Below are 25,309 nucleotides of genomic sequence, written 5' to 3' on the forward strand. Positions count from 1 at the left end.
ACACCCGTCCCAATATGAACATCACCGACAAAATCGCCGCCGAACTCGCCGCCGCCCCCGCACAAATCCAAGCCGCCGTTGACCTCTTGGACGACGGCGCCACCGTCCCCTTCATCGCCCGCTACCGCAAAGAAGCCACCGGCGGGCTGGACGACGGCCAACTGCGCACCCTGGCCGAACGCCTGCAATACCTGCGCGAACTGCAAGAGCGCAAAGCCACCGTGCTGAAAAGCATCGAAGAACAAGACAAACTCACCCCCGACCTCGCCGCCGCCATCGAAGCCGCCGACAACAAAACCGCGCTCGAAGACCTCTATCTCCCCTACAAACCCAAGCGCCGCACCAAAGCACAAATCGCCCGCGAACACGGATTACAGCCGCTCGCCGACACCTTATTACAAGAACAACCCGCCGACCCCGAAAGCGCAGCCGCCGCCTACCTCAACGAAAACATCCCAGATGCCAAAGCCGCACTTGACGGCGCACGCGCCATCCTGATGGAACAATTCGCCGAAGCCGCCGAACTCATCGGCCGCTTGCGCGAAAAACTGTGGGCAGAAGCGGAAATCCACGCCCAACTTATCGAAGGCAAAGAAAACGACGGCGAAAAATACAAAGACTACTTCGACCACCGCGAACCCGTCCGCAGCATGCCCAGCCACCGCGCCTTGGCGGTGCTGCGCGGCCGCAACGAAGGCGTACTCACCGTCGCCCTCAAATACCAGCCCGACGAAACCCCGCTCACCGAACAAAGTGCCTACGAAAAAACCATCGCCGCCCATTTCCACATCGGCGAGCAGCGCTGGCTGCGCGACACCGTGCGCCTTGCGTGGCGGGCAAAAATCTTCCTCTCGCTCGAACTCGAAGCATTAGGCCGTCTGAAAGAAAACGCCGACAACGACGCGATAACCGTCTTTGCCCGCAACCTCAAAGACCTGCTGCTCGCCGCCCCCGCCGGACGGCTGACCACCCTCGGCCTCGACCCCGGCTACCGCACCGGCATCAAAACCGCCGTGGTGGACGACACCGGCAAACTGATAGACACCGCCGTCGTCTACCTCCACCAAGAAAACAACGCCCTAGCCGCGCTGGCGGCGTTGGTCAAAAAACACCGCATCAAACTGATCGCCATCGGCAACGGCACCGCCAGCCGCGAAACCGACAAACTGGCGGGCGAACTCATCAAAGCGCTGCCCGAAGCGGGGCTGCACAAAATCGTCGTCTCCGAGGCGGGCGCATCCGTTTACTCCGCCTCCGAACTCGCCGCCAAAGAATTCCCCGAACTCGACGTATCGCTGCGCGGCGCCGTCTCCATCGCCCGCCGCCTGCAAGACCCGCTGGCCGAACTGGTAAAAATCGACCCCAAATCCATCGGCGTCGGCCAATACCAACACGACGTAAACCAGTCGCAACTCGCCAAAACACTCGATGCCGTCGTTGAAGACTGCGTAAACGCCGTCGGCGTGGACGTAAACACCGCCTCCGCGCCGCTACTCGCCCGCATCTCCGGCCTCAACAACACCTTGGCACAAAACATCGTCGCCTACCGCGACGAAAACGGCGCGTTTGATAACCGCAAAAAACTGCTGAAAGTGCCGCGCCTCGGCGAAAAAACCTACGAACAAGCGGCAGGATTCCTGCGCATCAACGGCGGCAAAGAACCGCTTGATGCCAGCGCCGTGCATCCCGAAGCCTACCCCGTGGTCGGCAAAATGCTCGCCGATCTCGGCATCCAAGCCGCCGAACTCATCGGCAACCGCGACAAAATCCGCGCCATCAAACCCGCCGCCTATACCACCGCCCAATTCGGCCTGCCCACCATCATGGACATCTTAAGCGAACTGGAAAAACCCGGCCGCGACCCGCGTGGCGAATTCCAAACCGCTACCTTTGCCGAAGGAATCAACGAAATCAGCGACTTGCAGGTCGGCATGATACTGGAAGGCGTGGTCTCCAACGTCGCCAACTTCGGCGCATTCGTGGATATCGGCGTACACCAAGACGGGCTGGTACACATCTCGGCACTCGCCAACAAATACGTACAAGACCCGCGTGAAATCGTCAAAGCAGGCGACGTGGTGAAAGTCAAAGTGCTGGAAATCGATGCCGCCCGCAAACGCATTGCCTTAACCATGCGCCTTGACGACGAAGCGGGCACACAGTCCAACCGCAGCGGCAGGCCGTCTGAAAACAAACGTCCAAGCAGCCTGAAAAACGGCAAAGCAAACGACAAACCCGCCAACAGCGCCATGGCGGATGCGTTTGCCAAGCTGAAGCGGTAAACGGGTAGCGGCAAAAGCCAGCCTGAAAAACCAAATCCTATTTTTCAGGCTGCTTATCCAAGTAATCTTATTCAGTGGAAGAGAATAATCATGGCAAAACCCCAATCTATCGAACCCAATATTGCCGACCTTGCCAACGGCTGGCTGAAATCCCACAAATTGGCTTACAAACTGGAACAAGAACATTTAAACGAAGAAATAGACAAGGCGCTGCAAGAATATTTTTCCAAAAACGGCGGTACAGGCGCAAACCGCCCCGATGCTAAATTGTTATTGCGCAGCAGCAAGAGCGGACAGGATTATCCTGTGCTGATTGAATACAAAGGCCATAAAGACAAGCTGGTCAAGCTGGATAAAGACGGCACAGTCGAAAACCGCAACAACAAAAACGAGCCGATTTTTAAAAACATCAACGGTTATGCAGTGAACGGCGCAGTGCATTATGCCAACGCACTTTTGCACCACACCGCCTATACCGACATTATCGCCATCGGAGTAACAGGCCATAAAGACGAAAACACAGGAGAAATTATCCCGCAAATCGGCGTGTACCATGTTGCCAAAAGCAATCTGGGTGCGGGGCAGAAAATCGGCGAATTCAGTGATTTGTCCTTTTTGGCGGCCGAGCATTTTGAAGCATTTGTCGAGCAGGTGAAAGCGCTTGCGCTCAGCCCCGAAGAGCTGGATAAAATCAAGGCAAAACGTGAGCAGGAAATCGATGTCAGCCTGAAGCAGCTCAATAACGATATTTACCAAAACGAAAAAGGCCTTGGCGAAAACGACCGCGTCTATCTCGTTGCCGCCTCGATTATTGCCACCATCGGCATAGCGGGAAAAGTGCCGCCGCTGGAAAAAGCCGATTTGAAATCAAGCACCATGCAGGGCAACCGCGACGGCGATATTTTAATCCGCCACATCGAAGCCTTTTTACAGGAAAAAAACCTGCCGCCGCAGAAAAAAGACCTTATCGTCCGCACATTGTCCAACACCCTGTTAACCGACAATATCAACAAAGTGCAAAACGGCGAAAGCCAGCTCAAACGCGTATTCGGTAAAATCGTGGACGATTTGGGCATTTATTACAAAATCGGGCTAACTACCGATTTTACCGGCAAGCTCTTTAACGAAATGTATTCATGGCTGGGCTTTACCCAAGACAAATTAAACGATGTGGTTTTAACCCCCGCCTATGTCGCCACCTTGCTTGCCAAACTGGCGCGGGTAAACAAAGACAGCTATGTATGGGATTTTGCCACCGGCTCGGCGGGCTTGCTCGTTGCCGCCATGAACGAAATGCTGATTGATGCCAAAAACAGCATTACCTCACCCGAAGAACTGCTGATAAAAGAAGCGAAAATCAAAGCCGAGCAACTATTGGGCTTGGAGCTGCTTTCCAGCGTATATATGCTCGCCATTCTCAACATGATTCTAATGGGCGATGGCAGCGCCAATATCTTAAACAAAGACTCGCTCGCCGATTTCGACGGCAAATACGGTTTCGGCAAAACCCACGAACTGTTTCCCGCCGATGCCTTTATTCTCAATCCGCCGTATTCGCAGGCAGGCAACGGAATGGTATTTGTAGAAAAAGCCTTGAATATGATGAACAAAGGCTACGCCGCCGTAATTATCCAAAACTCCGCAGGCACAGGCAGGGCAAAAGAGATTAACCGCGAAATTTTAAAAAGGAATACGCTGATTGCCAGCATCAAAATGCCGATAGATTTGTTTATAGGCAAATCCAGCGTACAAACCAATATTTATGTGTTTAAAGTCGGCGAAAAACACGAAAAAGACGAAACCGTCAAATTTATTGATTTCTCCAACGACGGCTATACCCGTACCAACCGCAAAAAAGCCAGCAGCAATTTAAAAGATACGGATAACGCACGCGGACGCTATGAAGAGTTGGTTAATTTAGTGCGGTTTGGCAAAAGAAAACTCAGCATTTTTAGTGAAAAAGAATATTACGAAGGCACGATTAACCCCGACAGCGGTGCAGACTGGAATCAAAGCGCACCGATTGACACCAAACCCACCCTTGCTGATTTTCAGAAAACTGTCAGCGATTATCTGGCTTGGGAAGTAGCGCAATTATTAAGGCAGTCTGAAAATACGGACGACAAACTAAAAAAGTAGATGCCCGCTTGACCGAAATGTTGGACTCGGTCGAGTGGGGAGAGTTTAGAATTGAAGATATTTTGGAATGGCAAAACGGAATTGCTGAAATTAATCCTTTACATCTTGATATATTACATGATGAAAACTCAGAGCTTTACCCGTTTTATGGTCAAGCAGTTAAAGATAATGGAATTATAAGTTTTAACCGTTTGAGTGCAGAAGTATTGAATAATTCATCAGCTAGACCCACGCTTTTGATTCACTCAAACAATCAGAATATTGTTTATGTTGAAACCCCGTTTTATTTGAAAGATGGACATGGTGCAACTAGTGTGCTTCAAGCCGATTGGCTGAATAAAAGAAATGCGCTTTATCTTGCGGCCACGATAGAAAAGAGTATCTGCCAAAAATTCAATTATCAATGTAAGGCAACCAAAATTGCCCTAAAAAATACTGTTATCCCCGTACCAGTAAAAAATGGCCATTTAAACCTTGACTTTATGGAAAAATTCGTAGCCGAGCTGGAAGCCCGGCGTTCCGCCGAGCTGGAAGCCTATCTTTCAGCCGCAGGGCTGAAAGACTATACGCTGAGCGAAGCCGAAGCGCAGGCATTGGCAAAATTGGAACGCGGGGAAGTAGCGTTTGCACCGTTTAAAGTTGTTGAGTTATTTCATGTAAAAAATACCGCTAATATCTTAGCAAGAGATATTACAGATGGCAGTGGTAGTGTGCCGTATCTTTCGGCAGGTCGTGAAAATAATGCTGTTAGTGCTTATATTTCTTATGATGACAGCCTGCTGGAGAAAGGAAATTGTATTTTTATCGGTGGGAAAACATTTGTTGTAACTTATCAGCCAAAAGATTTCTTTTCCAATGATAGTCATAATTTATGTTTGTATTTCAAAGGAGAAAGCCAACTAAACAGGCTTCAATATTTCTGCCTGATTTCTTGTTTAGAAAAAAGTTTGGAAAATAAATATTCGTGGGGCGACAGTATTAGCAAAACAAAAATTCAAAGTGATGTTGTTTTTCTACCTGTTACTGGTGAGAATACAACAAACCCAGACTACTCTTATATGCAAACCCTGCTTTCCGCCATACAAAAAACGGTCATCAAAGACGTGGTGCAATACGCCGACCGCAAAATCGCCGCTACCCAATCGGTCATCGGTAAAAACAATTCAGACAGCCCTGCCTGTTAAGGCCGTCTGAAAAGGAAATCAGGCCGTCTGAAAGCGCATGGTGCGTTTTCAGACGGCCTTTATTGTTTTCGGACGCGGGAAAGTCAGCGGCAGGCTTCGATGCATTCGCGCACGAGTTCGGGGCCGCTGTAAACCATGCCGCTGTAAAGCTGGACGGCGGTTGCGCCCAGGCGCAGTTTTTCCGCCGCGTCTGCGCCGCCCATGATGCCGCCTGCGCCGATGACGGGGATTTTGCCGTCGAGGTGCTGCGTCAGCAGGTGCAGGACGCGGTTGCTTTTTTCGCGTACGGGTTCGCCCGAGAGGCCGCCGGCTTCGTCGGCCAGGGGGTGGCTGCCGAGGGCGGTTTTGTCGGTGGTGGTGTTGGTGGCGATGATGCCGTCCATTTCCGTTTGGCAGACGGTGCGGGTGATGCTTTCGATTTGGGCTTCGTCCAGGTCGGGGGCGATTTTGACGGCGAGGGGGACGTATTTGCCGCAGGCGGCGGCCAGGTGCGCCTGTTTGTCTTTTAGGGCGGCCAGCAGGGCGGTGAGTTCGCCGCCTTCTTGCAGGGCGCGCAGGTTTTTGGTGTTGGGCGAGGAGATGTTGACGGTGATGTAGCCTGCGTGGGGATAGGCTTTTTCCAGGCAGGTCAGATAATCGGCGGCGGCGTTTTCGATGGGGGTAACGGCGTTTTTGCCGATGTTGATGCCCAAGATGCCTTGGAAGCGGCTGTTGCGGATGTTTTGGATCAGTGCGTCGATGCCGTGGTTGTTGAAGCCCATGCGGTTGATGATGGCGCGGTGTTCGGGGATGCGGAAGAGGCGGGGCTGCGGGTTGCCGCTTTGGGGCAGGGGGGTTACGGTGCCGACTTCGATGAAGCCGAAGCCGAGTGCGGCGAGCGCGTCGATGTATTCGCCGTTTTTGTCGAGGCCGGCGGCGAGGCCTATGGGGTTGGGCAGGGTCAGTCCCATGAGCTGCGTGGGGCGGGTGTGGCTCTCTACGGCGGGCAGGATGCCGCAGCAGGCGGCGGTTTTGAGGGCGGAGAGGGCGAGATGGTGGGCTTTTTCGGGGTCGAGGTGGAAGACGATGGGGCGGAGCAGGGAGTACATGGTTTGAGGCCGTCTGAAAAGGGAAAAAACGGGCGGATTCTACCTGAAATCCGCCCGCTGCGCGGTGTGCGCGGTGTTTAGAAGCCTTTGCCTTCGGCAGCCAGAAATTCCAGCTCGGCGGGGGTGCTTTCGCGGCCGAGTACGGCGTTGCGGTGGGGGTAGCGGCCGAAGCGGTCGATGACGGCCTGGTGTTTGAGCTCGAAATCGAGCGGCGCACCGGGGACGTATTGTTTGAATACGCCGACGGCGTGGGCGTGCAGCTCGGCGCTTTCGCTGTGCATGAAGGGCATCAGCATGAAGTGGCGTTCTTCGATGGTCATGGCGGCGAAGCCGGGTCGGGTGATGGCTTCCTGCGCCAGGCACAGGGCGGCGAGGTCTTGGGCGTAGGCTTGGGGGCTGTTGCGGAAGAGGTTGCGGGAAAACTGGTCGAGGATGATGATTTCGGCCAGCCGCCCCTGCATGGTTTTGCGCCAGCCGTGCAGGGTGCCGGCGGCGGCGCGCTGCCACAGGGGGTAGAACAGCATGTGGATTTTTTCGTCGAAAGCGGTGTTTTCGGCAAACCAGTAGGGGCGGTTTTCTTCGGCAAACCAGAATTCCAATACGTCTTGCGTTTCCATGTTTGTCTCCTTTTTTGTCGGCGGTTGTTGTTTTCAGACGGCCTTGCGGGGTGTCTCAATATGCTTTCAAAATACTTTCAAAAGCTCGACTTCGAATACCAGCGTGGCGTTGGGGGGGATAACGCCGCCCGCGCCGCGTGCGCCGTAGCCCATTTCGGGCGGGATGGTGAGTTTGCGTCTGCCGCCTTCCTTCATGCCGGCGAAGCCTTCGTCCCAGCCTTGGATGACCTGCCCCGCGCCGAGTTTGAACTCGAAGGGCTGGCCGCGGTCGAGGCTGGAATCGAATTTGCCGCCGTCGGCGAGGCGGCCGGTGTAGTGGACGGCGATGCGGCGGCCTTTTTCGGCGGTTTGGCCGCTGCCGGTTTCGATGTCTTCAATAATCAGACCCATGATTTGCTCCTTGTTTGAGGTGTGGGAAAAAGCGGGAGGCCGTCTGAAAAAGTGCAAACCGTGTTTTCAGACGGCCTCCGTATGTGCGGGCATATTGTACAGGCTTTGGCGTTTTGTCAAAGCGGCGCGGCAATCGGACGGCCTGTAAGGCGGCTGTTTCGGTATGCGGGCGGCAGAGGGTTAGCGGATGCGGCGGGGGGCGGTGTTTCAGACGGCCTCGAGTTTGGCAAATTTGGTGTCCAGCTCTTTTATGCCCTGTTTGCCGAAATTGATGGTCAGCCGCGCCGAGCCGCCTTTGTCGGCGGCATCGATAACCACGCCGGTGCCGAATTTGGGATGGCGCACGTTTTGGCCGACGCGGAAGCCGCCGTAGCTTGGCGCGGGGCGGTGGCTTTCGGCGGCGGGGATGTCGGTGCGGCGGGCAGACCCTGCCTGTGCGGCGGTTTTGTGCGGCGAGAGAAAGTGCAGCACTTCGGGCGGGATTTCTTCGGCAAAGCGCGACACCACGCCGAATTGGGTTTGGCCGTGCAGCATGCGCTGTTGCGCCATGCTGATATACAGCCGTTTGCGCGCGCGGGTGATGGCCACATACATCAGGCGGCGTTCTTCTTCGAGGCCGCCGCGTTCGGCCAGCGAAAGCTCGCTGGGGAAGCGGCCTTCTTCCATGCCGGTGAGGAATACGGTGTCAAATTCCAAGCCTTTGGCGGCGTGCACGGTCATCAGCTGCACCGCCTCTTCGCCTTCTCCCGCCTGGTTTTCGCCCGATTCGAGCGCGGCATTGCTCAAAAAGGCGAGCACGGGAAAGGCAGGGTCGGCGGCGGCGTTGTCGGGCAGGATTTCAAAATTGCTTTCTTCGGGTTTGAACGCGGCGGCAGCACTGACCAGCTCGTCGAGGTTGTCCAAACGGTCTTGGTGGTCGCCTTTTTGCGTTTGGTAATACTCGGCAAGGCCGCTGTCGCGCACGATGCCCGATACGATTTCGGCCAGCGGCATTTGGCCGACTTGGGTGCGCAGGTTTTCAATCAGGCGCACGAAGGCGGCGACTTTGGCGGCTTTGGCGGCGGCGGTGCAGGCGGCCTGCCACAGCGATACGCCCTGTTCGGACGAGGCCGTCTGAATGTTTTCTATCGTGCGTGCGCCGATGCCGCGCGGCGGCACGTTAATCACGCGCAACAGGGCGTTGTCGTCGTCGGGGTTGGCGGCCAGACGCAGGTAGGCGAGGGCGTGTTTGATTTCCTGCCGCTCGTAAAAGCGCAGGCCGCCGTAGATTTTGTAGGACAGGCCGCTGCGGAACAGGGCTTGTTCGATAACGCGTGATTGGGCGTTGCTGCGGTAGAGTACGGCCATGTCGTCGAGGCGGCGGCCTTCGCGTTGCAGCGATTTGGCTTCGTCGACAACAAACTGTGCTTCTTCAAAATCGGTTGGGGCGCTGTAAAAGCGGATTTTGTCGCCGGCAGGCGCGTCGGTGTGCAGGTTTTTGCCGAGGCGTTCGGCATTGTTTTCAATCACGGCGTTGGCGGCGGTGAGAATGTTGCCGTCCGAGCGGTAGTTTTGTTCGAGTTTTACCGGTGCGCCGATGTGAAATTCCTGCATCAGCGCGGCCATGTTGCCGACGTGCGCACCGCGAAAGCGGTAGATGCTTTGGTCGTCGTCGCCCACGGCAAACACGGCGGCGCTCCCGCCTGCCATCAGCTTGAGCCATTTGTATTGCAGCTTGTTGGTGTCTTGAAATTCGTCGACGAGAATGTGGTTGAAACGGTTTTGGTAGTGGCGGCGCAGGATTTCGTTGCTTTGCAGGATTTCGTAGCTGCGCAGCATCAGCTCGGCAAAATCGGCCACGCCTTCGCGGCTGCACACTTTGTCGTATTCGGCGTAACACTCGATCATGCGGCGGGTATGCGGGTCGGGGGCTTCCAGAGCCGAGGCGCGCAGGCCGTTTTCTTTTTGGGCGTTGATAAAGCCTTGCAAGGTGCGCGGGGCGATGGTTTCTTCGGCGATGTTGAGGCTTTTGAGCAGGCGTTTGATTAAGGCGAGCTGGTCGGCGCTGTCGAGAATCTGAAAAGTGGAGGGCAGGCCGGCATCTTTGTGGTGCAGGCGCAAAAAGCGGTGGCACAGGCCGTGAAACGTGCCCAGCCACATGGCGCGCACGTTGACGGGAATCATCGCGCCCAGGCGGGTCTGCATTTCTTTGGCGGCTTTGTTGGTGAAGGTAACGGCCATGATGCTGTGCACACTGGCCTGGCCGCTTTGCAGCAGCCACGCGATGCGGGTGGTGAGCACCCGGGTTTTGCCGCTGCCCGCGCCGGCCAGCACGAGGGCGGACTGCGGCGGCCAGGTTACGGCGGCGAGCTGTTCGGGGTTCAAGCCATGCAGCAGGGCGGATGGGGATTCGTTGGGAAACATGATAAGGCCGTCTGAAAATCGCAAAGGCGGCATTTTAACGGATTAGGCCGTCTGAAAAACCGTTTTGCAGGTTTTCAGACGGCCTCTGCTGTGTGTGTAGGGTGTGTGGTGCAGCCATGCACGCGTTTTTTGTTTTGCGTCCGGTCGGATTGGCGGGTGGCAGGGAGCGCGTGCGTCGCCTTGGGGCGGCACACCCTGCCTATCGGAAATACCGGAGGCCGCCCCGCCTGTGCGGGATGAGGTTTCTGAAAAGGCGGATTTTGTGTTTTCAGACGGCCTCTCCGGTTTGCACGGCTACACGCGGTGGCGGTTGGCGGCGGCGAGCAGGGCGAGCAGTTCTTCGGTGGTGTCCCAGCCTATGCAGGCATCGGTGATGCTTTGGCCGTAGGTGTCGGGTTTGTCCTGGCGGCCGGCGACAAGGTGGCTTTCCACCATCACGCCGAGGATGTTGTCTTCGCCGCTGCGGATTTGCGCGGCTACGTCGGCGGCCACTTCGATTTGGCGGTTGTGGTCTTTGCGGCTGTTGGCGTGGCTGCAATCGACCATCAGGCGGGGGGATACGCCGGCTTTGGCCAGATCGGCGGCGGCTTCTTTGACGAAGCGGCTTTCGTAGTTTGGCTCTTTGCCGCCGCGCAGGATGGCGTGGCAGTCGGGATTGCCGGCGGTGTGGACGATGGCGGAATGGCCGGCTTTGGTAACGGATAAAAAGTGGTGGGGGTGGCCGGCCGCGCCGATGGCGTCGATGGCGATTTTGAGGTTGCCGTCGGTGCCGTTTTTGAAGCCGACGGGGCAGGAAAGGCCGCTGGCCAGCTCGCGGTGTACCTGGCTTTCGGTGGTGCGCGCCCCGATTGCGCCCCAGGAAATGAGGTCGGCGTAATACTGCGGGGTAATCATGTCGAGAAATTCGGTGGAGGCGGGCATACCCATTTCGTTCAAATCAAGAAGCAGGCGGCGTGCCTGACGCAGGCCGTAGTTGATGTCGAAAGTGCCGTTGAGGAAGGGGTCGTTGATGAGGCCTTTCCAGCCGACGGTGGTGCGCGGTTTTTCAAAATAAACGCGCATGACGATAAGTAGCTCTTTTTCGTAGTGCTTTTTCAGGGGCAGCAGCTTTTGCGCGTATTCGCAGGCGGCTTGGGGGTCGTGGATGGAGCAGGGGCCGATGACGGCCAGCAGGCGGTTGCTGCGGCCGTGGATGATGTCGCCGATTTCGCGGCGGGTGCTTTCCACGAGTTCGGCCGCGCCGTCGCTGACGGGCAGTTCGTAAAGGTGGGCGAGGGGGGGGAGGAGTTCGTCGATGCCGCTGATGCGGGTGTCGTCGGTTTTGCCGAGGCGGATCATGGTGGTGGCTCTGTTGTTGTGTTTGTCAGGGCGGCAAGGATAGCGGCGGCCGGTGCGCTTGGCAAGGGCTGGATGCGCTGTTTCCGCTATAAAATTGCTTAATTTTGCCGTTTTGGCTTTTATTGTTATTTTTTTGGCCGTTTATGGCTGTTTTGCGGCATTTTATGCTTCTTCAAATATAGCAAAAGGCCGTCTGAAAACCTATGCGGAGGTTTTCAGACGGCCTGTACGGCGGGCGCGGCTTAGTCCACGCCTTTCAGCAGGCGGTTGAGCAGCGGGGTAAGCAGCAGCAGCAGCAGGCCGCCGGCTGCGCCGATGTAGAACAGCATGAGGTAGAAATCGGCTCCGCCCGAGCCCAGTCCGATGTGTGAAACCATCTGTATCAGGGCGGATTCGGGATTGTGGAATTTGTCAAACAGCAGGCCTCCGAGGGTAAAGCCCAGCGAGAAGGCGAGGAAGTTGAGGGCGACCATCTGCGTTTTGAACGCGCTCGGGGCGATCTTGGTGGAGAACGACATGGCGATGGGCGACAGCAGCAGTTCGCCCAAGGTAATGGCGAGCAGGACGAGTGCGAAGACGATCATCGGCATGGGCGTGCCGTTGTTGATGAAGGGGAGGAAGAGGAGGTAGGACGAGCCGGTAACGATGAGGGCAAGGGCGAATTTCAGCGGCGTTTTCGGCTGGCGCGTGCCCATTTTCGTCCACATGGCGGCCATCAGGCCGGAAAACAGCACCACCCACATACTCTGTACGGAGTCTTTCCACGACACGGGTACGGTAAAGCCCAAGATGTTGCGGTCCACCGTTTCGGCGAAATACACGGTGGCCGAGGTGTAGATCTGGAACCATATCGACCAGAATATGCATATGGCGAGAAACAGCGGGATGTAGGCGGCGATGTGGCGTTTGTTTTCCTTATCGATGCGGGTGCTGCCGAGCAGGCGGGAGAAGTAGCCCGTGGCGACGATGAGGATGCAGACCAAGAGCACCTGCGGGAAGTTGCGGACGTTCAGATAGTCTGTCGCCACGGCGGCTACGACTGCGCCGACGATGAGGGCGATCGCGCCAAACAGGTATTTGTACTGCGAGGCGGGAAGCGGATGCGGCGGCGGGGTGTGCGGCAGGGTTTTGCGGCCGAAGGAGTAGAGCCACAGGCCGAACGCCATACCGGCGGCGGCTGCGCCGAAGCCGTAGTGGAAGCCGATTTTGTCTTGCAGCAGGCCGGTAATCAGCGGGCCGAAGAAGCCGCCGATATTGATGGAAATGTAGAAGATGGAGAAGCCTGCGTCGCGCAGCGGGCGCAGGTGGTCGTCTTCGTAGAGCGAGCCGACCATCGAGCTGGCCGACGTTTTCACGCCGCCGCTGCCCAGGGCGATGAGCAGCAGGCCGCACAGCAGGCCGGGAATGCCGGGGATGAGGGCGAGGGCGATGTGGCCGGACATCACGATGATGCCGGACACAAACAGGGTTTTTTCCGCACCGGCAATGCGGTCGGCAATCCAGCCGCCGAATACGGTGGCCAGATAGATGCTGCCGCTGTATGCGCCGACGATGCCGCCGGCCAGCGGCTTGTCGATGCCCAGCCCGCCTTTGGCGGTTTCGTAGTAGAGGTAAAGCAGCAGGATGCCTTGCAGGCCGTAGAAGGAAAAGCGTTCCCACAATTCGATGTGGAAGAGGGTGGAAAGCTGGAAGGGATGGCCGAAGAACTTTTTCTTCGTCGTGTCTGTGGTGGACATAAAATCTCCTGTCGGTCTGTTTTTCTGTTGGCGGCCGTCGGAAATCTGCTTAATTTGTGTGCAGCTTTCCGGCGGCCGTTTGTCATTTTTAAACGTTTGCGGGGATTTTGTCAAAATATGCGAAGAGGCCGTCTGAAAACGGATAGGGTTTTTCAGACGGCCTCTTGCACGGAGAATCCTTTCGGAAAGGCAAATCTGCGGCAAAACAAAAAACGTGTGCGCCGCTTGGCGGCACACCCTGCCCGACGGGCAGCGGCAGGAACGGTATAAAAAACGGAAGGCCGTCTGAAAACCTGCAAAACGGTGTTCAGACGGCCTTTTGTCCGAGGGTAATCCTGTCCAGTCCCGCCAGATCGGGCAGGGTGCGGATGTTGCGCCAGCCTGCGGCGGCGAAGATGGCGCGGGCGGCTTCTCCCTGCCCGCAGCCGTGTTCGACAATCAGGTGTCCGCCGCCGGCCAGCCGCCGTGCCGCGCCTTGCGCCAGAATGCGGATGCAGGAGAGGCCGTCTGAAAAGTCGGTGAGGGCGGCGGGCGGCTCGAAGCGTAGGTCGCCCTGTTGCAGGTGGGGGTCGCCCGCTTCGATGTAGGGCGGGTTGGAAACGATCAGGTCGAAAGCGGCGCACTCGGACGGGGGGAATGCGTCAAACCACGAGCCGCAGGCAAAGCGCACGCGGGCGCGGCAGGCGGCGGCGTTTTCGCGGGCGGTGTCGAGCGCGGCGGGGCTGGTGTCGGAGGCGTAAACCTGTGCGCTTGGCCGTTCGCAGGCGAGGGTTACAGCGATGGCGCCGCTGCCGGTGCCGATGTCCCAGACGCTGCCGTGCGCGGGCAGGTGTGCGAGGGCGGCTTCGACGAGGTGTTCGGTTTCGGGGCGGGGGATGAGGACGGCGGGGGATACGGCGAAACGGCGGCCGTAAAATTCGCGGCTGCCCAAAATATAGGCGACGGGTTCGCCTGCCAGCCGCCGCGCTTCGAGGGCGGCCAGGGCGGCGGCGGTGTCGGGCTGGAGGGGGTCGCGGCTGCGGGTGATAAGCTCGGCGTGTGTCAGGCCGGTGGCGGCTTGGGCGAGCAGGCGGGCTTCGTTTTTGGGCAGGGGGCTGCGGCGCAGGTAGTTTTCGATGGTCATGGCGTGCGGGTGGCGGGAGGCCGTCTGAAAAGCCGCCGTTCAGACGGCCTGTGCGGCAAAGGCGGCGATGCGGCGGCGGATTTCGTCCGCGCTCAGGCCGAGGCGTTCGAGCAGGAGCTTGGGGTCGCCGTGGTCGGTTACGGTGTCGGGGATGCCGATGAGGAGGGTGGGTTTCAGACGGCCTGCGGCGGCGAGCAGCTCGAGTACCGCGCTGCCGGCTCCGCCTGCGGCGGCGTTTTCTTCGGCGCAGACGAGGTAATCGTGGCTGTCGGCGAGCTGTAAGACGAGTTCTTCGTCGAGCGGCTTGACGAAGCGCATATCGGCCACGGTGGCATCGAGCGTTTCGGCGGCTTCGAGGGCGGGCTGCACCATGCTGCCGAAGGCGAGGACGGCGGTGCGCCTGCCCTGCCTGCGGATGATGCCTTTGCCGACGGGAACGGTGTCGAGGCTGTCGGACACCGCCGCGCCGCTGCCGCTGCCGCGCGGGTAGCGCACGGCGGACGGGCAGTCGAGCGCGTAGCAGGTGGAAAGCAGCAGGCGGCATTCGTTTTCGTCGGAGGGGGCGGCGATAACCATATTGGGTATGCAGCGCAGAAAGCTCAAATCATATGCTCCCGCGTGGGTGGGGCCGTCCGCGCCGACGATGCCGGCACGGTCTATGGCAAAGAGCACGGGCAGGTTTTGCAGGGCGACATCGTGTACGAGCTGGTCGTAGCCGCGTTGCAGGAAGGTGGAGTAGATGGCGACGACGGGTTTGATGCCTGCGCAGGCGAGGCCGGCGGCAAAGGTTACGGCGTGCTGCTCGGCAATGCCGACATCGAAATAGCGTTCGGGAAAGCGTTGCGCAAATTCGACGAGGCCGCTGCCTTCGCGCATGGCGGGGGTGATGGCGGCGAGGCGGGGGTCGGCGGCGGCGGTGTCGCACAGCCAGCGGCCGAAGATTTCGGTGTAGGTGGGGCGGGCGGCGGGCGGCGGCGCGGAGGGGGCGGGGGTTTTGCCGATGGCGTGGTATTTGACGGGGTCGTTTTCGGCGAGCTTGTAGCCCTGGCCTTTTTTGGTGATGACGTGCAGGAGCTTGGGGCCTTTTTTGTGCCGCAGTTCGGCCAGGGTGTCGGCAAGCTGGATGACGTTGTGGCCGTCGGCCGGGCCGGTGTAGGCAAAGCCGAAGTTTTCAAACAGCGAGAGCGACTGGCGCACCTGCTCGCTTTCGCTGGCGTAGGCTTTGATGGTTTCTTCGGCTTTTTGGGCGATTTCCCGGACGGCGGGGAGCTTGTCGAGGACGAAGGCGGACTGGTGTTTGATGTTGTGCAGCACGCCGCGCATATCGCGCATGACGTTGCGGGCAAGGTATTTGGGCAGCGCGCCGACGTTGGGCGAGATGGACATTTCGTTGTCGTTGAGGATGACGAGCAGGTCGGTGTCGGCCATGTCGCCGGCGCAGTTGAGGGCTTCAAAGGCTTGGCCGGCGGTCATTGCGCCGTCGCCGATGACGGCAACGCTGCGGGTGTCGCGTCCGGCCAGCCGGTCGGCCGCCGCCATGCCCAGAGCCGCACCGATGGAGGTGGAGGAGTGGCCTACGCCGAAATCGTCGTACTCGCTTTCGCTGCGCTTGGGGAAGCCGGCCAGCCCGCCGAACTGGCGCATGGTGTGCATTCTGCCGCGCCGTCCGGTCAGGATTTTGTGCGGGTAGCTCTGGTGGCCGACATCCCACACCAGATGGTCGCGCGGGGTGTCGTAAACATAGTGCAGGGCCACCGCCAGCTCCACCGCGCCGAGATTGCTGGCGAAATGGCCGCCCGTCCGGCCGACCGATTCGAGCAGAAAGGCGCGCAGCTCGGCGCAGAGCTGCGGCAGTTGGGATTTGTCGAGCAGGCGCAGGTCTTGCGGCAGGTTGACGGTGTCCAGCAGGGGCGTTTGGTTCATGGCGGTTCTTTTCTTGGTATGGTGTAATGAGGCCGTCTGAAAACGTATGGCGGAACAAACGCAGCTTTCTATATTGTTCCGCCATATGTTTTCAGACTGCCTGTCCGGCGGCGGGCGGATTATATAGCAAGTGGCGCGGCGGCAGATACGCAAAGGCCGTCTGAAAACGCCGCCGCAGCCCTGCGGCTTGGACGTGCCGCGCCGTGCGGGCTAGAATACGCGCCCCGTTCCCCAGAGAAGGAGCAATGATATGTACACCCTGCACATCGGCAGCAAACACATTTCTTCGTGGTCGCTGCGGCCGTGGCTTCTGATGAAGGTGCTGCGGATTCCCTTTGCCGAAGCCCTCCACCACTTTATCGGCGACAAAACGGAGCAGCGCAGGCAGTGGCGTGCGTTTTCGCCCTCCGCGCAGGTGCCTGCGCTGGCAAACGGTGGCGAAACGGTGTGGGACAGCCTCGCCATTGCCGAATATCTGGCCGAGCGTCATCCGCAGGTGTGGCCGCAGGATGCCGCCGCCCGCGCTTGGGCGCGCTGCGCCGCTGCCGAAATGCACAGCGGCTTTCCCGTGCTGCGCACCGTCTGCAATTTCACCCTCCAAGCCGCCGAGCCGCCCTGCGACACCCCGGGTTTGCAGCGCGAGCTTGCCAGGCTGGACGCATTGTGGAACGAAGGCCTCGAACGCTTCGGCGGCGGCTTTCTCGCGGGCGGGGGCTTTTGTGCGGCGGATGCGTTTTACGCCCCCGTCGTCCTGCGCCTGCGCTGCTACGGTCTTGCAGGCCGTCTGAACGGCGCGGCCGCGCAATACGCCGAACGCATTTCCGCCCTGCCCGAGCTGCAACAATGGATTTCAGACGGCCTGGAAGAAACCCAAAGCGGAAAATCCGACTAATCTGTTTAAAAACAAAGGAAGCAATATGACCGACGAACAAAAAAATGCGCAGCAGCGCACCGAGCCGCAGGGCAGCCTGCTGCTGCGCACCATGACCCGCCCCGCCGACACCAATCCCAACGGCGATATTTTCGGCGGCTGGCTGATGTCGCAGATGGATATTGCCGGCGGCATTCTGGCCTGCGAAACCGCCAAAGGGCGCATCGTTACCGTGGCCGCCGACAAAATCGTTTTCCACCGCCCCGTTGCCGTCGGCGACGTGGTCGGCTGCTACGGCGAAGTGGTGAAAATAGGCAACACCTCGCTGCAAATCCGCATCGAAGTGTGGGTGCACTCCGCTTCCTTCGCCAGCTTTGAGGAACAACGTCTGGTAACCGAAGCCCTGTTTACCTATGTGGCCATCGACGGACAGGGCCGCCCGCGCCCCGTGCGCGGATAAACCTTGTGCCGCATGGTAAAGAGGCCGTCTGAAAACCTGCAAAACGGGTTTTCAGACGGCCTCTGCCCTTTCTTCCGGCCTGGCGGCGGTTTTATATTTTTTCAGACGGCCTGCCGCTTTACCATGCCTGTTTCAGTTCCAGATTCCACGGCAGTTTGTACAGGCTGTTTGGTTTGCCTTTGAGTGCCATATAGACGCGCTGCCGCTGTCCGCAGGTATCTTCCGACCAGTATTCGTAGCCGGCGAAATACGAGGCCATGAAGTTGTCCCACGAGTCGAATTCTTTCTGCACGCGGCGGGCGATGTCCAGCGAGCGGTCGAGGGCTTCTTTTTTGCCGAGGTAGCCGCAGAGGTAGCCGGAGGAGAGCAGCGACAGGGCGCGGCTGTAATCCCAGCCGGCGATGCCGCCCGTTTCGCCGCGTTGGCGGTATTCGGCGCGGTGGCCTTCGTCCATCAGCCACCGCACCATGTCCAGCAGCGAGGCGGTGTCGGTAATGCCCCACCATTGTTTGAGGCTGGCACGCTCTTTTTTGCGCCAACTGCCTTTGGGCGGCGCACCGCCGTAGATTTGGATGTTTTTGTTGTTGATGCACAGTAAAACGCCGTGGGTGGCGTTGAACCAGCGGATGATGTCGTTGTCGGGTTTTCTGAACAGATGGCCGACTGTGAAATACATGATGGCGGCGACGATCAGCAGGCCGACGGCAACGGTGATGAGCGTATTCATGACGAAATATCCTTGCGGAGGGTGGGGAGGGTTTACAGTATAACAAACCGCGCGGCGCATGAGGCCGTCCCCCGCCTGCGCGGGGATGACGTTTCTGAAAACGCGCCCTGATTTTCAGACGGCCTCCGCTTGCGGATGCGGGCCGCTGCATAACGGCTGCCGCGCCATGCCGTTCGAGCGGCGCGAAACAAACGGGCGTAAAAAACCGCACGGCGCGAACCGTGCGGTTTGGATTGCAAAACGTTTGCGCGTCTGCTGCGGTCTGTTCGGACGGCCTCTTACATCATGCCGCCCATGCCGCCCATTCCGCCCATATCGGGCATGGCCGGTTTTTCTTCGGGGATTTCGGCAATCATGCAGTCGGTGGTCAGCATCAGGCCGGCAACGGATGCGGCGTGTTGCAGCGCGGAGCGGGTTACTTTGGCGGGGTCGAGTACGCCCATTTCAATCATGTCGCCATACTCGCCGCTGCCGGCGTTGTAGCCGTAGTTGCCTTTGCCTTCCAGCACTTTGTTCACCACCACGCTCGGCTCGCCGCCTGCGTTGGCCACGATTTGGCGCAGCGGGGACTCGACCGCACGCAATACGATTTGCACGCCTGCGTCTTGGTCGGCATTGCCGGTGTGCAGGTTTTCCAGAGCGGCACGGGCACGCAACAGGGCGACGCCGCCGCCGGCAACCACGCCTTCTTCAACGGCGGCACGGGTGGCGTGCAGCGCGTCGTCCACGCGGTCTTTTTTCTCTTTCATTTCCACTTCGGTGGCTGCGCCGACTTTGATGACGGCCACGCCGCCGGCCAGTTTGGCCACGCGCTCTTGCAGTTTTTCTTTATCGTAATCGCTGGTGGCGGTTTCGATCTGCTGGCGGATTTCGGCTACACGCGCTTCGATTTGGCCGGCATCGCCGAAGCCGTCGATGATGGTGGTGTTTTCTTTGCCGATTTCGATGCGTTTGGCCTGACCCAAGTCTTCCAGCGTGGCTTTTTCCAACGACAGGCCGACTTCTTCGGCAATCACAGTACCGCCGGTGAGGATGGCGATGTCTTGCAGCATGGCTTTGCGGCGGTCGCCGAAGCCCGGGGCTTTCACGGCCACGGTTTTCAAAATGCCGCGAATGTTGTTCACCACCAAAGTAGCCAGGGCTTCGCCTTCCACGTCTTCGGCCACGATCAGCAGCGGGCGGCTGGATTTGGCCACTTGCTCCAACACGGGCAGCAGATCGCGGATGTTGCTGATTTTTTTGTCAAACAGCAATACAAACGGGTTGTCCAGCGCGGCGATTTGTTTTTCGGGGTCGCTGATGAAATAGGGCGACAGGTAGCCGCGGTCAAACTGCATACCTTCGACAACGTCCAGCTCGTTTTCCAGCGATTTGCCGTCTTCTACGGTAATCACGCCTTCTTTGCCGACTTTTTCCATCGCTTCGGCAATAATCGCGCCGACCTGTTCGTCGGAGTTGGCCGAAATCGAGCCGACTTGGGCGATTTCTTTGGAAGTGTCGCAGGGTTTGGCGATGTTTTTCAGCTCTTCCACCAGCGCGGCTACGGCTTTGTCGATGCCGCGTTTCAGATCGGTGGGGTTCATGCCGGCGGTAACGTATTTCATGCCTTCGGCCACGATGGCTTGTGCCAGTACGGTGGCGGTGGTGGTGCCGTCGCCGGCCACGTCGTTGGTTTTGGACGCGACTTCTTTCACCATCTGCGCGCCCATGTTTTCAAATTTGTCTTTCAGCTCGATTTCTTTGGCGACGGTAACGCCGTCTTTGGTGATGTGCGGGCCGCCGAAGGAGCGGTCGAGCACCACGTTGCGGCCTTTGGGGCCGAGGGTTACGCGCACGGCGTTGGCGAGGATGTTTACGCCGTTTACCATTTTCTGGCGGACTTCGTTACCGAACTGTACGTCTTTTGCTGCCATATTTTTTTCTCCAATTTAATTAAACGAATGATGCGGGGCTTGTTCAGGCCGTCTGAAAACGCGTTTGCGGACGGCCGGGCCGGTGTGTTTATTCCACGATGCCGAAGATGTCTTCTTCGCGCATTACCAACAGCTCTTCGCCGTCGGCTTTGACGGTTTGGCCGCTGTATTTGCCGAAAATGATTTTGTCGCCGACTTTTACATCCAGCGGGCGGCGTTGGCCGTCTTTGCCGATTTTGCCCGCGCCTACGGCAATCACTTCGCCCATGTCGGGTTTTTCGGCGGCTGTGCCGGGCAGCACGATGCCGGATGCGGTTTTTTCTTCGGCTTCCAAGCGTTTGACGACAACGCGGTCGTGTAAGGGACGGATGGTCATAAATGCTCCATTGAAATAACAGTCATAAAAAACTGACCTTTGCGGTCAAAACGGCGACCGGACGGCAAGCCGTCCGGCCCGATGGCGGGAAAAATAGGGCTGCGGCAGACGAATTCAAGCCCCCGCATACGGAAAATTTTACGCCGGCGCGGCGTATCGGAAACAGGCCGTCTGAAAACGGTTTTCAGACGGCCTGTATTTATCCGTACAGAATTTGGGCGGTGGCGGCAAGGGCGTAGAGCAGGCTGATTCCTATCCAGCAGAAAACGGTGTAGGAGCGGATTTCTTCGGCACTCATGTCGGTATCGAGCTGGGTAAACCAGAGGATGCGGCGGCCTTCGAGCATCTGTGCGCCGCCGAGGAACACCAGCCAGATGCAGATGAGGCTGTACAGGCAGTAGCCCATGGTGATGCGGGTGAAGTAGTCGCCGGTGTAGTTGTGGAGGCGTTGGAGGATGAAGTTGACGCTGAACAGGGCGGCAATCATGAGGCTTCCTTTGTCGGTTTTCGGGGGCGGGAGGCCGTCTGAAAACGGTAAAACGGATTGGTATTTTGTTGAAACGGTGTTTTCAGACGGCCTGTCGGTTTACGGCGTGCCGTCGAGCCAGCGGCGCAGCTTGTCCGCATCTTCTATATGGAGTAGTGCGGTGTCGGCTTCGGCGGCTTGCAGGATGAGGGTGGTGTGGTGCAGCAGACCGTGGCGGAAATAGTGCAGGCCGAGGGTGTCGCCGGGGCGGGCGACGGCAAGTACGGCGGCAAGGTCGGTGCAGGCGTAGCCGTTTACGGCGATGATTTGGTCGTTCGGGCAGAGGGCGGCGGCTTCCGCGCTGCCGCCGTTGGCAATGTGGGTCAGGAGGGCGTGGCCGGAATGTTGCGTGAAACGTGCGCCGAAGTCGGGTGCGGGCGCGGGCGGGATGCCGTCCGCAAGGGCGAGGCCGCCGCTGTGGCTGCGGGGCAGGGCGGCATATTGCAGGCGTATGCCGGCGGTGTGCAGGCATTCTTCCAGCGGCAGGCTGTCGGTTGTGTATAAGGCCGTCTGAAAAAAGTCTGCCAGGTCGAGGCCGGTGATTTCGCGGCAGCGGGTCTGCCATTGTCCTTCTTCTATGCCTTTGTGTGTTTGCAGCCAGTCGAGGTAGAGCCGGCGCATGACGGTGTCGAGGGAATGTGCGCCCGCACTTTTTTCGCGGATGAGGAGGTCGAGGCAGAGGGCGGCGAGCGAACCTTGCTGGTAATAGCTGACGATGGCGTTGGGGGCGTTTTCGTCGGCTTTGTAGTATTTGTGCCAGGCGGTGTAGGACGATTGGGCGAGGGTTTGTTTCAGACGGCCTTTGCCGCGCCGCACGCGGGTAATGTTTTGCGCCAGCAGGCCGAGGTAGTTTTCGGGGGTGATGGTGCGGCTGCGGGCAAGGAGGAGGTCGTCGTAGTAGGCGGTGATGCCTTCAAACGCCCAAAGCTGCTCGGTGTGGTTTTCGCGGTCGAGGTCGTAGGGGGCGAAGGCGGCGGGTTTGACGGATTTGACGTTCCAGGCATGGAAGTATTCGTGGGAGAAAAGGCCGAGCAGCTCGGTGTAGGCTGCGTTTGCTCCGGCAAGGCCGTGCGGGGGCAGGGTGTGGCGGCCGGCGTGCAGGGCGGTGCTGCTGCGGTGTTCGAGGCCGCCGTAGATTTTGTCGCCGAGGTGGAGCAGGAAGAGATATTCGGCAAACGGGGCAGGCGCGGGGAACATGGCAAGCTGGGTGGCGCAAATGCGTTGTACGTCGCGGCACAGGCGGTCTCGGTCGAAGTCGGGATAGCTGCCGCTGAGGACGATGCGGTGGGGGATGCCGTTTGCTTCGAATGTAATGGTTTCGAGGCGGCCGAGTTCGACGGGGTGGTCGAGGAGTTCGCCGTATGAGGCCGTCTGAAACGTGTTTTCGGCGGCGCGGGGCAGGGTGGTGGCGGTGAGCCAGCCGGCGGGCAGGTGTTCGAGAACGAGGGTTTGCGCTTCGTTCAGACGGCCTTCGATGGCGAAAAAGAGGCACGCGCCGTCGAAAAAACCGCGTTCGGCGGTCAGATAGGCGGCGCGGACGGAAAGATCGTAGGCATATACGGTGTAGCGTATGCGCCATTCGCCCGCCTGTGCGGCGGTATGCCAGGTGTTTTTGGCGGTTTGGATGAGGGCGGCGGGCCGTCCGTCGCATTCGGCGTGGATTTCGACGATGTGGCGGGCAAAGTCGCGGATGGTGTAGCTGCCGGGTACCCAGTTGGCAAGTTTGAGGACGGCGGGAACGTCCTCCTGCTGTGCGAAAGAAAGGGTAATGTGCCAGTAGTGGGCATTGGGTTCGGGGCGCAGGGTGTGGAGTATCATGATGTAATTAATTAAGGCAATAGCGTCAGGCAATGTTAAAAATTAATTGATTGGTGTCAAACCATAAATTAGATAAAATCTATAACCTTGTAAAGCATATGGGAATTTAATGTAAAGAAATCGGTTTTTCTTGACAAGGCGGTTTCTTTTCAGTGCTTGTGCAGGCCATTATGGCGGTATGCCGAGGCTTTGCCAAGCAGATATGTCCCGTGCTGTGTTCGGTAAAACGGCCGCCCGCTGCGGCGGCCTGATGGAAAAAGACCTGCATTGCGGCTCTGCCGCCTGCGGGACATCGGATTTATTTTCCGTGTTTAATGGAGACTTTCATGGAAGCGCAAACTTATAACTACAAAGTGGTGCGGCAGTTCGCCGTCATGACTGTAGTTTGGGGGATTGTGGGTATGCTGGTGGGGGTGATTGCCGCCGCCCAGCTGTTTTGGCCCGCACTCAATTTGTCTGAAATCGGCCCGTGGTTCCACTTCGGCCGTATCCGCCCGCTGCATACCAATGCGGTTATTTTCGCTTTCGGCGGCTGCGGTCTGATCGGTACTTCCTATTATGTCGTGCAGCGCACCTGTAATACGCGGCTGTTCGGCGGCTGGCTGGCCGGATTTACCTTTTGGGGCTGGCAGGCCGTGATTTTGGCTGCGGCAATCAGCTTTCCCCTCGGCTATACGCAAGGCAAGGAATACGCCGAACTGGAATGGCCGATCGACATTTTGATCACGCTGGTGTGGGTGGCCTACGCCATCGTATTCTTCGGTACAATCGCCAAGCGCAAAATCAAACACATTTATGTGGCCAACTGGTTCTATGGCAGCTTCATCCTTGCCGTCGCCCTGCTGCACATCGTCAACAACCTCAGCCTGCCGGTCGGCATCATGAAGTCGTATTCCGTTTACTCCGGCGCGATTGATGCGATGGTGCAGTGGTGGTACGGCCACAATGCCGTGGGCTTTTTCCTGACCGCCGGCTTTTTGGGCATGATGTACTATTTCGTACCCAAGCAGGCAGGCCGCCCCGTTTATTCCTACCGTTTGTCGGTTGTCCACTTTTGGGCGCTGATCTTTACCTATATGTGGGCCGGACCGCACCATCTGCACTACACCGCGCTGCCCGACTGGACGCAGTCTGTCGGCATGGTGCTTTCCCTGATTCTTTTCGCACCTTCCTGGGGCGGCATGATCAACGGCATCATGACCCTCTCCGGTGCATGGCACAAGCTGCGCACCGACCCCATTCTGAAATTCCTCATTGTTTCCCTGTCCTTCTACGGTATGTCCACCTTTGAAGGCCCGATGATGTCGATCAAAACCGTCAATGCCCTGAGCCACTATACCGACTGGACGGTCGGCCACGTTCACGCGGGTGCGCTCGGCTGGGTGGGTTTTGTAACCATCGGTTCGGTTTACTACATGATTCCCCGTCTGTTCGGCCAGAAAGAAATGTACAGCACCAAGCTGATCGACGCGCACTTCTGGATCGCCACCATCGGCGTGGTGCTCTACATTGCTTCGATGTGGATTGCCGGCGTAATGCAGGGCCTGATGTGGGGCGCGATGAATGCCGACGGTACGCTTACCTTCGCATTTGTCGAAGGCGTGAAAGAAAGTATGCGCTTTTACGTTATCCGCTTCTTCGGCGGCGTGCTGTACCTCTCCGGTATGTTCATTATGGCCTACAACGTTTACCGCACCATCATGAACGGCAAACCGGTCGAAGCGGAAATCCCCGCCCTCTCCGAAGCGCAACACCACTAATAAGAAAGACGGGCTACCAAAAATGAAACTGCAACAACTAGTCGAAGAAAAAGTCGGCGTACTGATCGTGTTTACCTTACTGGTGGTCAGTGTCGGCCTGCTTATCGAAATCGTCCCCCTGTTCTTCTCTCCGGCCGTAACCAAGCCGATTGAAGGTGTCAAACCCTACACCGCCTTGCAGGTGGCCGGACGTGACATCTATATACGCGAAGGCTGCTACAACTGCCATTCGCAGATGATCCGTCCCTTCCGTGCCGAAACCGAACGTTACGGCCACTACTCTGTGGCCGGAGAATCGGTATACGACCGTCCGTTCCAATGGGGTTCCAAGCGGACCGGCCCCGACTTGGCACGTGTGGGCGGACGCTATTCCGACGAATGGCACCGCATCCACCTGCTCAACCCGCGCGATGTCGTTCCCGAGTCCAATATGCCCGCCTTCCCGTGGCTGGCGCGCAATAAAGTCGATCCGGCCGAAGTGGTTACCCACATGAAAGGCCTGCAAACTTTGGGCACTCCCTACACCGACGAAGAAATCGCCAAAGCCCCTGAGGAGCTGAAAGACAAATCCGAGCTGGACGCGGTAGTCGCTTATTTGCAGGGTTTGGGTTTGGCCTTGAAAAACGTAAGGTAAC

At 58.3% G+C, this 25,309-nt stretch carries 19 protein-coding genes and 2 pseudogenes; 8 read left to right on the forward strand and 13 right to left on the reverse strand.

Going from position 1 to position 25,309, the window contains the following annotated elements:
• Positions 1-14: 14 nt before the first annotated feature.
• The 3 genes from DYE40_RS03925 (at position 15) to DYE40_RS03935 (ending at position 5,605) form a co-directional block, all read left to right on the forward strand.
• Positions 15-2,282 carry a Tex family protein gene (locus tag DYE40_RS03925; RefSeq protein ID WP_115307822.1) on the forward strand — a complete coding sequence of 756 codons (2,268 nt, stop codon included), beginning with the start codon at positions 15-17 and terminating at the stop codon, positions 2,280-2,282.
• A gap of 90 nt (positions 2,283-2,372) precedes the next feature.
• Positions 2,373-4,421 carry an HsdM family class I SAM-dependent methyltransferase gene (locus DYE40_RS03930; protein WP_115307823.1) on the forward strand — a complete coding sequence of 683 codons (2,049 nt, stop codon included), beginning with the start codon at positions 2,373-2,375 and terminating at the stop codon, positions 4,419-4,421.
• Positions 4,422-4,438: 17 nt separating this feature from the next.
• Positions 4,439-5,605: a restriction endonuclease subunit S gene (locus DYE40_RS03935; RefSeq protein WP_115307824.1), complete on the forward strand. Its 1,167-nt coding sequence runs from the start codon at positions 4,439-4,441 to the stop codon at positions 5,603-5,605.
• Positions 5,606-5,688: 83 nt separating this feature from the next.
• On the opposite strand, the gene DYE40_RS03940 is transcribed toward DYE40_RS03935, so the two are convergent.
• The 8 genes from DYE40_RS03940 to dxs all read right to left on the reverse strand — a co-directional run bounded on the left by DYE40_RS03940 (position 5,689) and on the right by dxs (position 16,223).
• Positions 5,689-6,693 carry a quinone-dependent dihydroorotate dehydrogenase gene (locus tag DYE40_RS03940; protein ID WP_115307825.1) on the reverse strand — a complete coding sequence of 335 codons (1,005 nt, stop codon included), beginning with the start codon at positions 6,691-6,693 and terminating at the stop codon, positions 5,689-5,691.
• Between the two features lie 77 nt (positions 6,694-6,770).
• Positions 6,771-7,310, reverse strand: a complete 540-nt coding sequence (locus DYE40_RS03945) for a DUF924 family protein (protein WP_115307826.1) — start codon at positions 7,308-7,310, stop codon at positions 6,771-6,773.
• A 66-nt stretch (positions 7,311-7,376) separates the two neighbouring features.
• Positions 7,377-7,700: an FKBP-type peptidyl-prolyl cis-trans isomerase gene (locus DYE40_RS03950; RefSeq protein WP_115307827.1), complete on the reverse strand. Its 324-nt coding sequence runs from the start codon at positions 7,698-7,700 to the stop codon at positions 7,377-7,379.
• A 207-nt stretch (positions 7,701-7,907) separates the two neighbouring features.
• The gene (locus DYE40_RS03955) at positions 7,908-10,103 is read right to left on the reverse strand and encodes a UvrD-helicase domain-containing protein (RefSeq protein ID WP_115308278.1); all 2,196 of its coding nucleotides are present in this window, start codon (positions 10,101-10,103) and stop codon (positions 7,908-7,910) included.
• Positions 10,104-10,397: 294 nt separating this feature from the next.
• Positions 10,398-11,441: a 3-deoxy-7-phosphoheptulonate synthase gene (locus tag DYE40_RS03960; RefSeq protein WP_115307828.1), complete on the reverse strand. Its 1,044-nt coding sequence runs from the start codon at positions 11,439-11,441 to the stop codon at positions 10,398-10,400.
• 242 nt (positions 11,442-11,683) lie between these two features.
• Complete coding sequence (locus DYE40_RS03965) at positions 11,684-13,177, reverse strand: oligopeptide:H+ symporter (protein ID WP_115308279.1); 1,494 nt, start codon at positions 13,175-13,177, stop codon at positions 11,684-11,686.
• Between the two features lie 307 nt (positions 13,178-13,484).
• On the reverse strand, positions 13,485-14,300 hold the full coding sequence (gene prmC / locus DYE40_RS03970; RefSeq protein ID WP_115307829.1) for a peptide chain release factor N(5)-glutamine methyltransferase: 816 nt from the start codon (positions 14,298-14,300) through the stop codon (positions 13,485-13,487).
• 39 nt (positions 14,301-14,339) lie between these two features.
• Positions 14,340-16,223: a 1-deoxy-D-xylulose-5-phosphate synthase gene (gene dxs, locus DYE40_RS03975; RefSeq protein ID WP_115307830.1), complete on the reverse strand. Its 1,884-nt coding sequence runs from the start codon at positions 16,221-16,223 to the stop codon at positions 14,340-14,342.
• Between the two features lie 250 nt (positions 16,224-16,473).
• On the opposite strand from dxs, the gene DYE40_RS03980 reads away from it, so the two are divergent.
• The 3 genes and pseudogenes from DYE40_RS03980 to DYE40_RS12530 all read left to right on the forward strand — a co-directional run bounded on the left by DYE40_RS03980 (position 16,474) and on the right by DYE40_RS12530 (position 17,465).
• On the forward strand, positions 16,474-17,115 hold the full coding sequence (locus DYE40_RS03980; protein WP_115307831.1) for a glutathione S-transferase family protein: 642 nt from the start codon (positions 16,474-16,476) through the stop codon (positions 17,113-17,115).
• A gap of 154 nt (positions 17,116-17,269) precedes the next feature.
• Positions 17,270-17,383: pseudogene (locus DYE40_RS13260) on the forward strand (hotdog domain-containing protein); the annotation flags it as partial.
• A gap of 6 nt (positions 17,384-17,389) precedes the next feature.
• A pseudogene (locus DYE40_RS12530) lies at positions 17,390-17,465 on the forward strand.
• A 207-nt stretch (positions 17,466-17,672) separates the two neighbouring features.
• Here DYE40_RS12530 and DYE40_RS03990 read toward each other — a convergent pair.
• From DYE40_RS03990 to DYE40_RS04010, 5 genes are all read right to left on the reverse strand, one after another.
• Positions 17,673-18,281, reverse strand: a complete 609-nt coding sequence (locus DYE40_RS03990) for a DUF1266 domain-containing protein (protein WP_172461204.1) — start codon at positions 18,279-18,281, stop codon at positions 17,673-17,675.
• 278 nt (positions 18,282-18,559) lie between these two features.
• Complete coding sequence (gene groL, locus DYE40_RS03995) at positions 18,560-20,194, reverse strand: chaperonin GroEL (RefSeq protein WP_115307834.1); 1,635 nt, start codon at positions 20,192-20,194, stop codon at positions 18,560-18,562.
• Positions 20,195-20,282: 88 nt separating this feature from the next.
• Positions 20,283-20,570, reverse strand: a complete 288-nt coding sequence (groES, locus tag DYE40_RS04000) for a co-chaperone GroES (RefSeq protein ID WP_115307835.1) — start codon at positions 20,568-20,570, stop codon at positions 20,283-20,285.
• Positions 20,571-20,769: 199 nt separating this feature from the next.
• A complete protein-coding gene (locus DYE40_RS04005) occupies positions 20,770-21,057 on the reverse strand; it encodes a hypothetical protein (protein WP_115307836.1) in 288 nt (95 codons plus the stop codon).
• 99 nt (positions 21,058-21,156) lie between these two features.
• Positions 21,157-22,914, reverse strand: coding sequence for a M61 family metallopeptidase (locus DYE40_RS04010; RefSeq protein ID WP_115307837.1), 1,758 nt, complete (start codon positions 22,912-22,914; stop codon positions 21,157-21,159).
• Positions 22,915-23,240: 326 nt separating this feature from the next.
• Between DYE40_RS04010 and ccoN the strand changes: the two genes are divergently transcribed.
• Together ccoN and ccoO are read left to right on the forward strand one after the other, a co-directional pair.
• A complete protein-coding gene (gene ccoN / locus DYE40_RS04015; RefSeq protein WP_172461205.1) occupies positions 23,241-24,674 on the forward strand; it encodes a cytochrome-c oxidase, cbb3-type subunit I in 1,434 nt (477 codons plus the stop codon).
• Between the two features lie 22 nt (positions 24,675-24,696).
• Positions 24,697-25,308 (forward strand): cytochrome-c oxidase, cbb3-type subunit II, encoded by a 612-nt coding sequence (gene ccoO, locus DYE40_RS04020; protein WP_115307839.1) that lies wholly within the window; start codon positions 24,697-24,699, stop codon positions 25,306-25,308.
• The last annotated feature ends 1 nt before the right edge of the window (position 25,309 follow it).

The organism is Kingella potus (assembly GCF_900451175.1).
GTDB classification, from domain to species: Bacteria; Pseudomonadota; Gammaproteobacteria; order Burkholderiales; family Neisseriaceae; genus Neisseria; species Neisseria potus.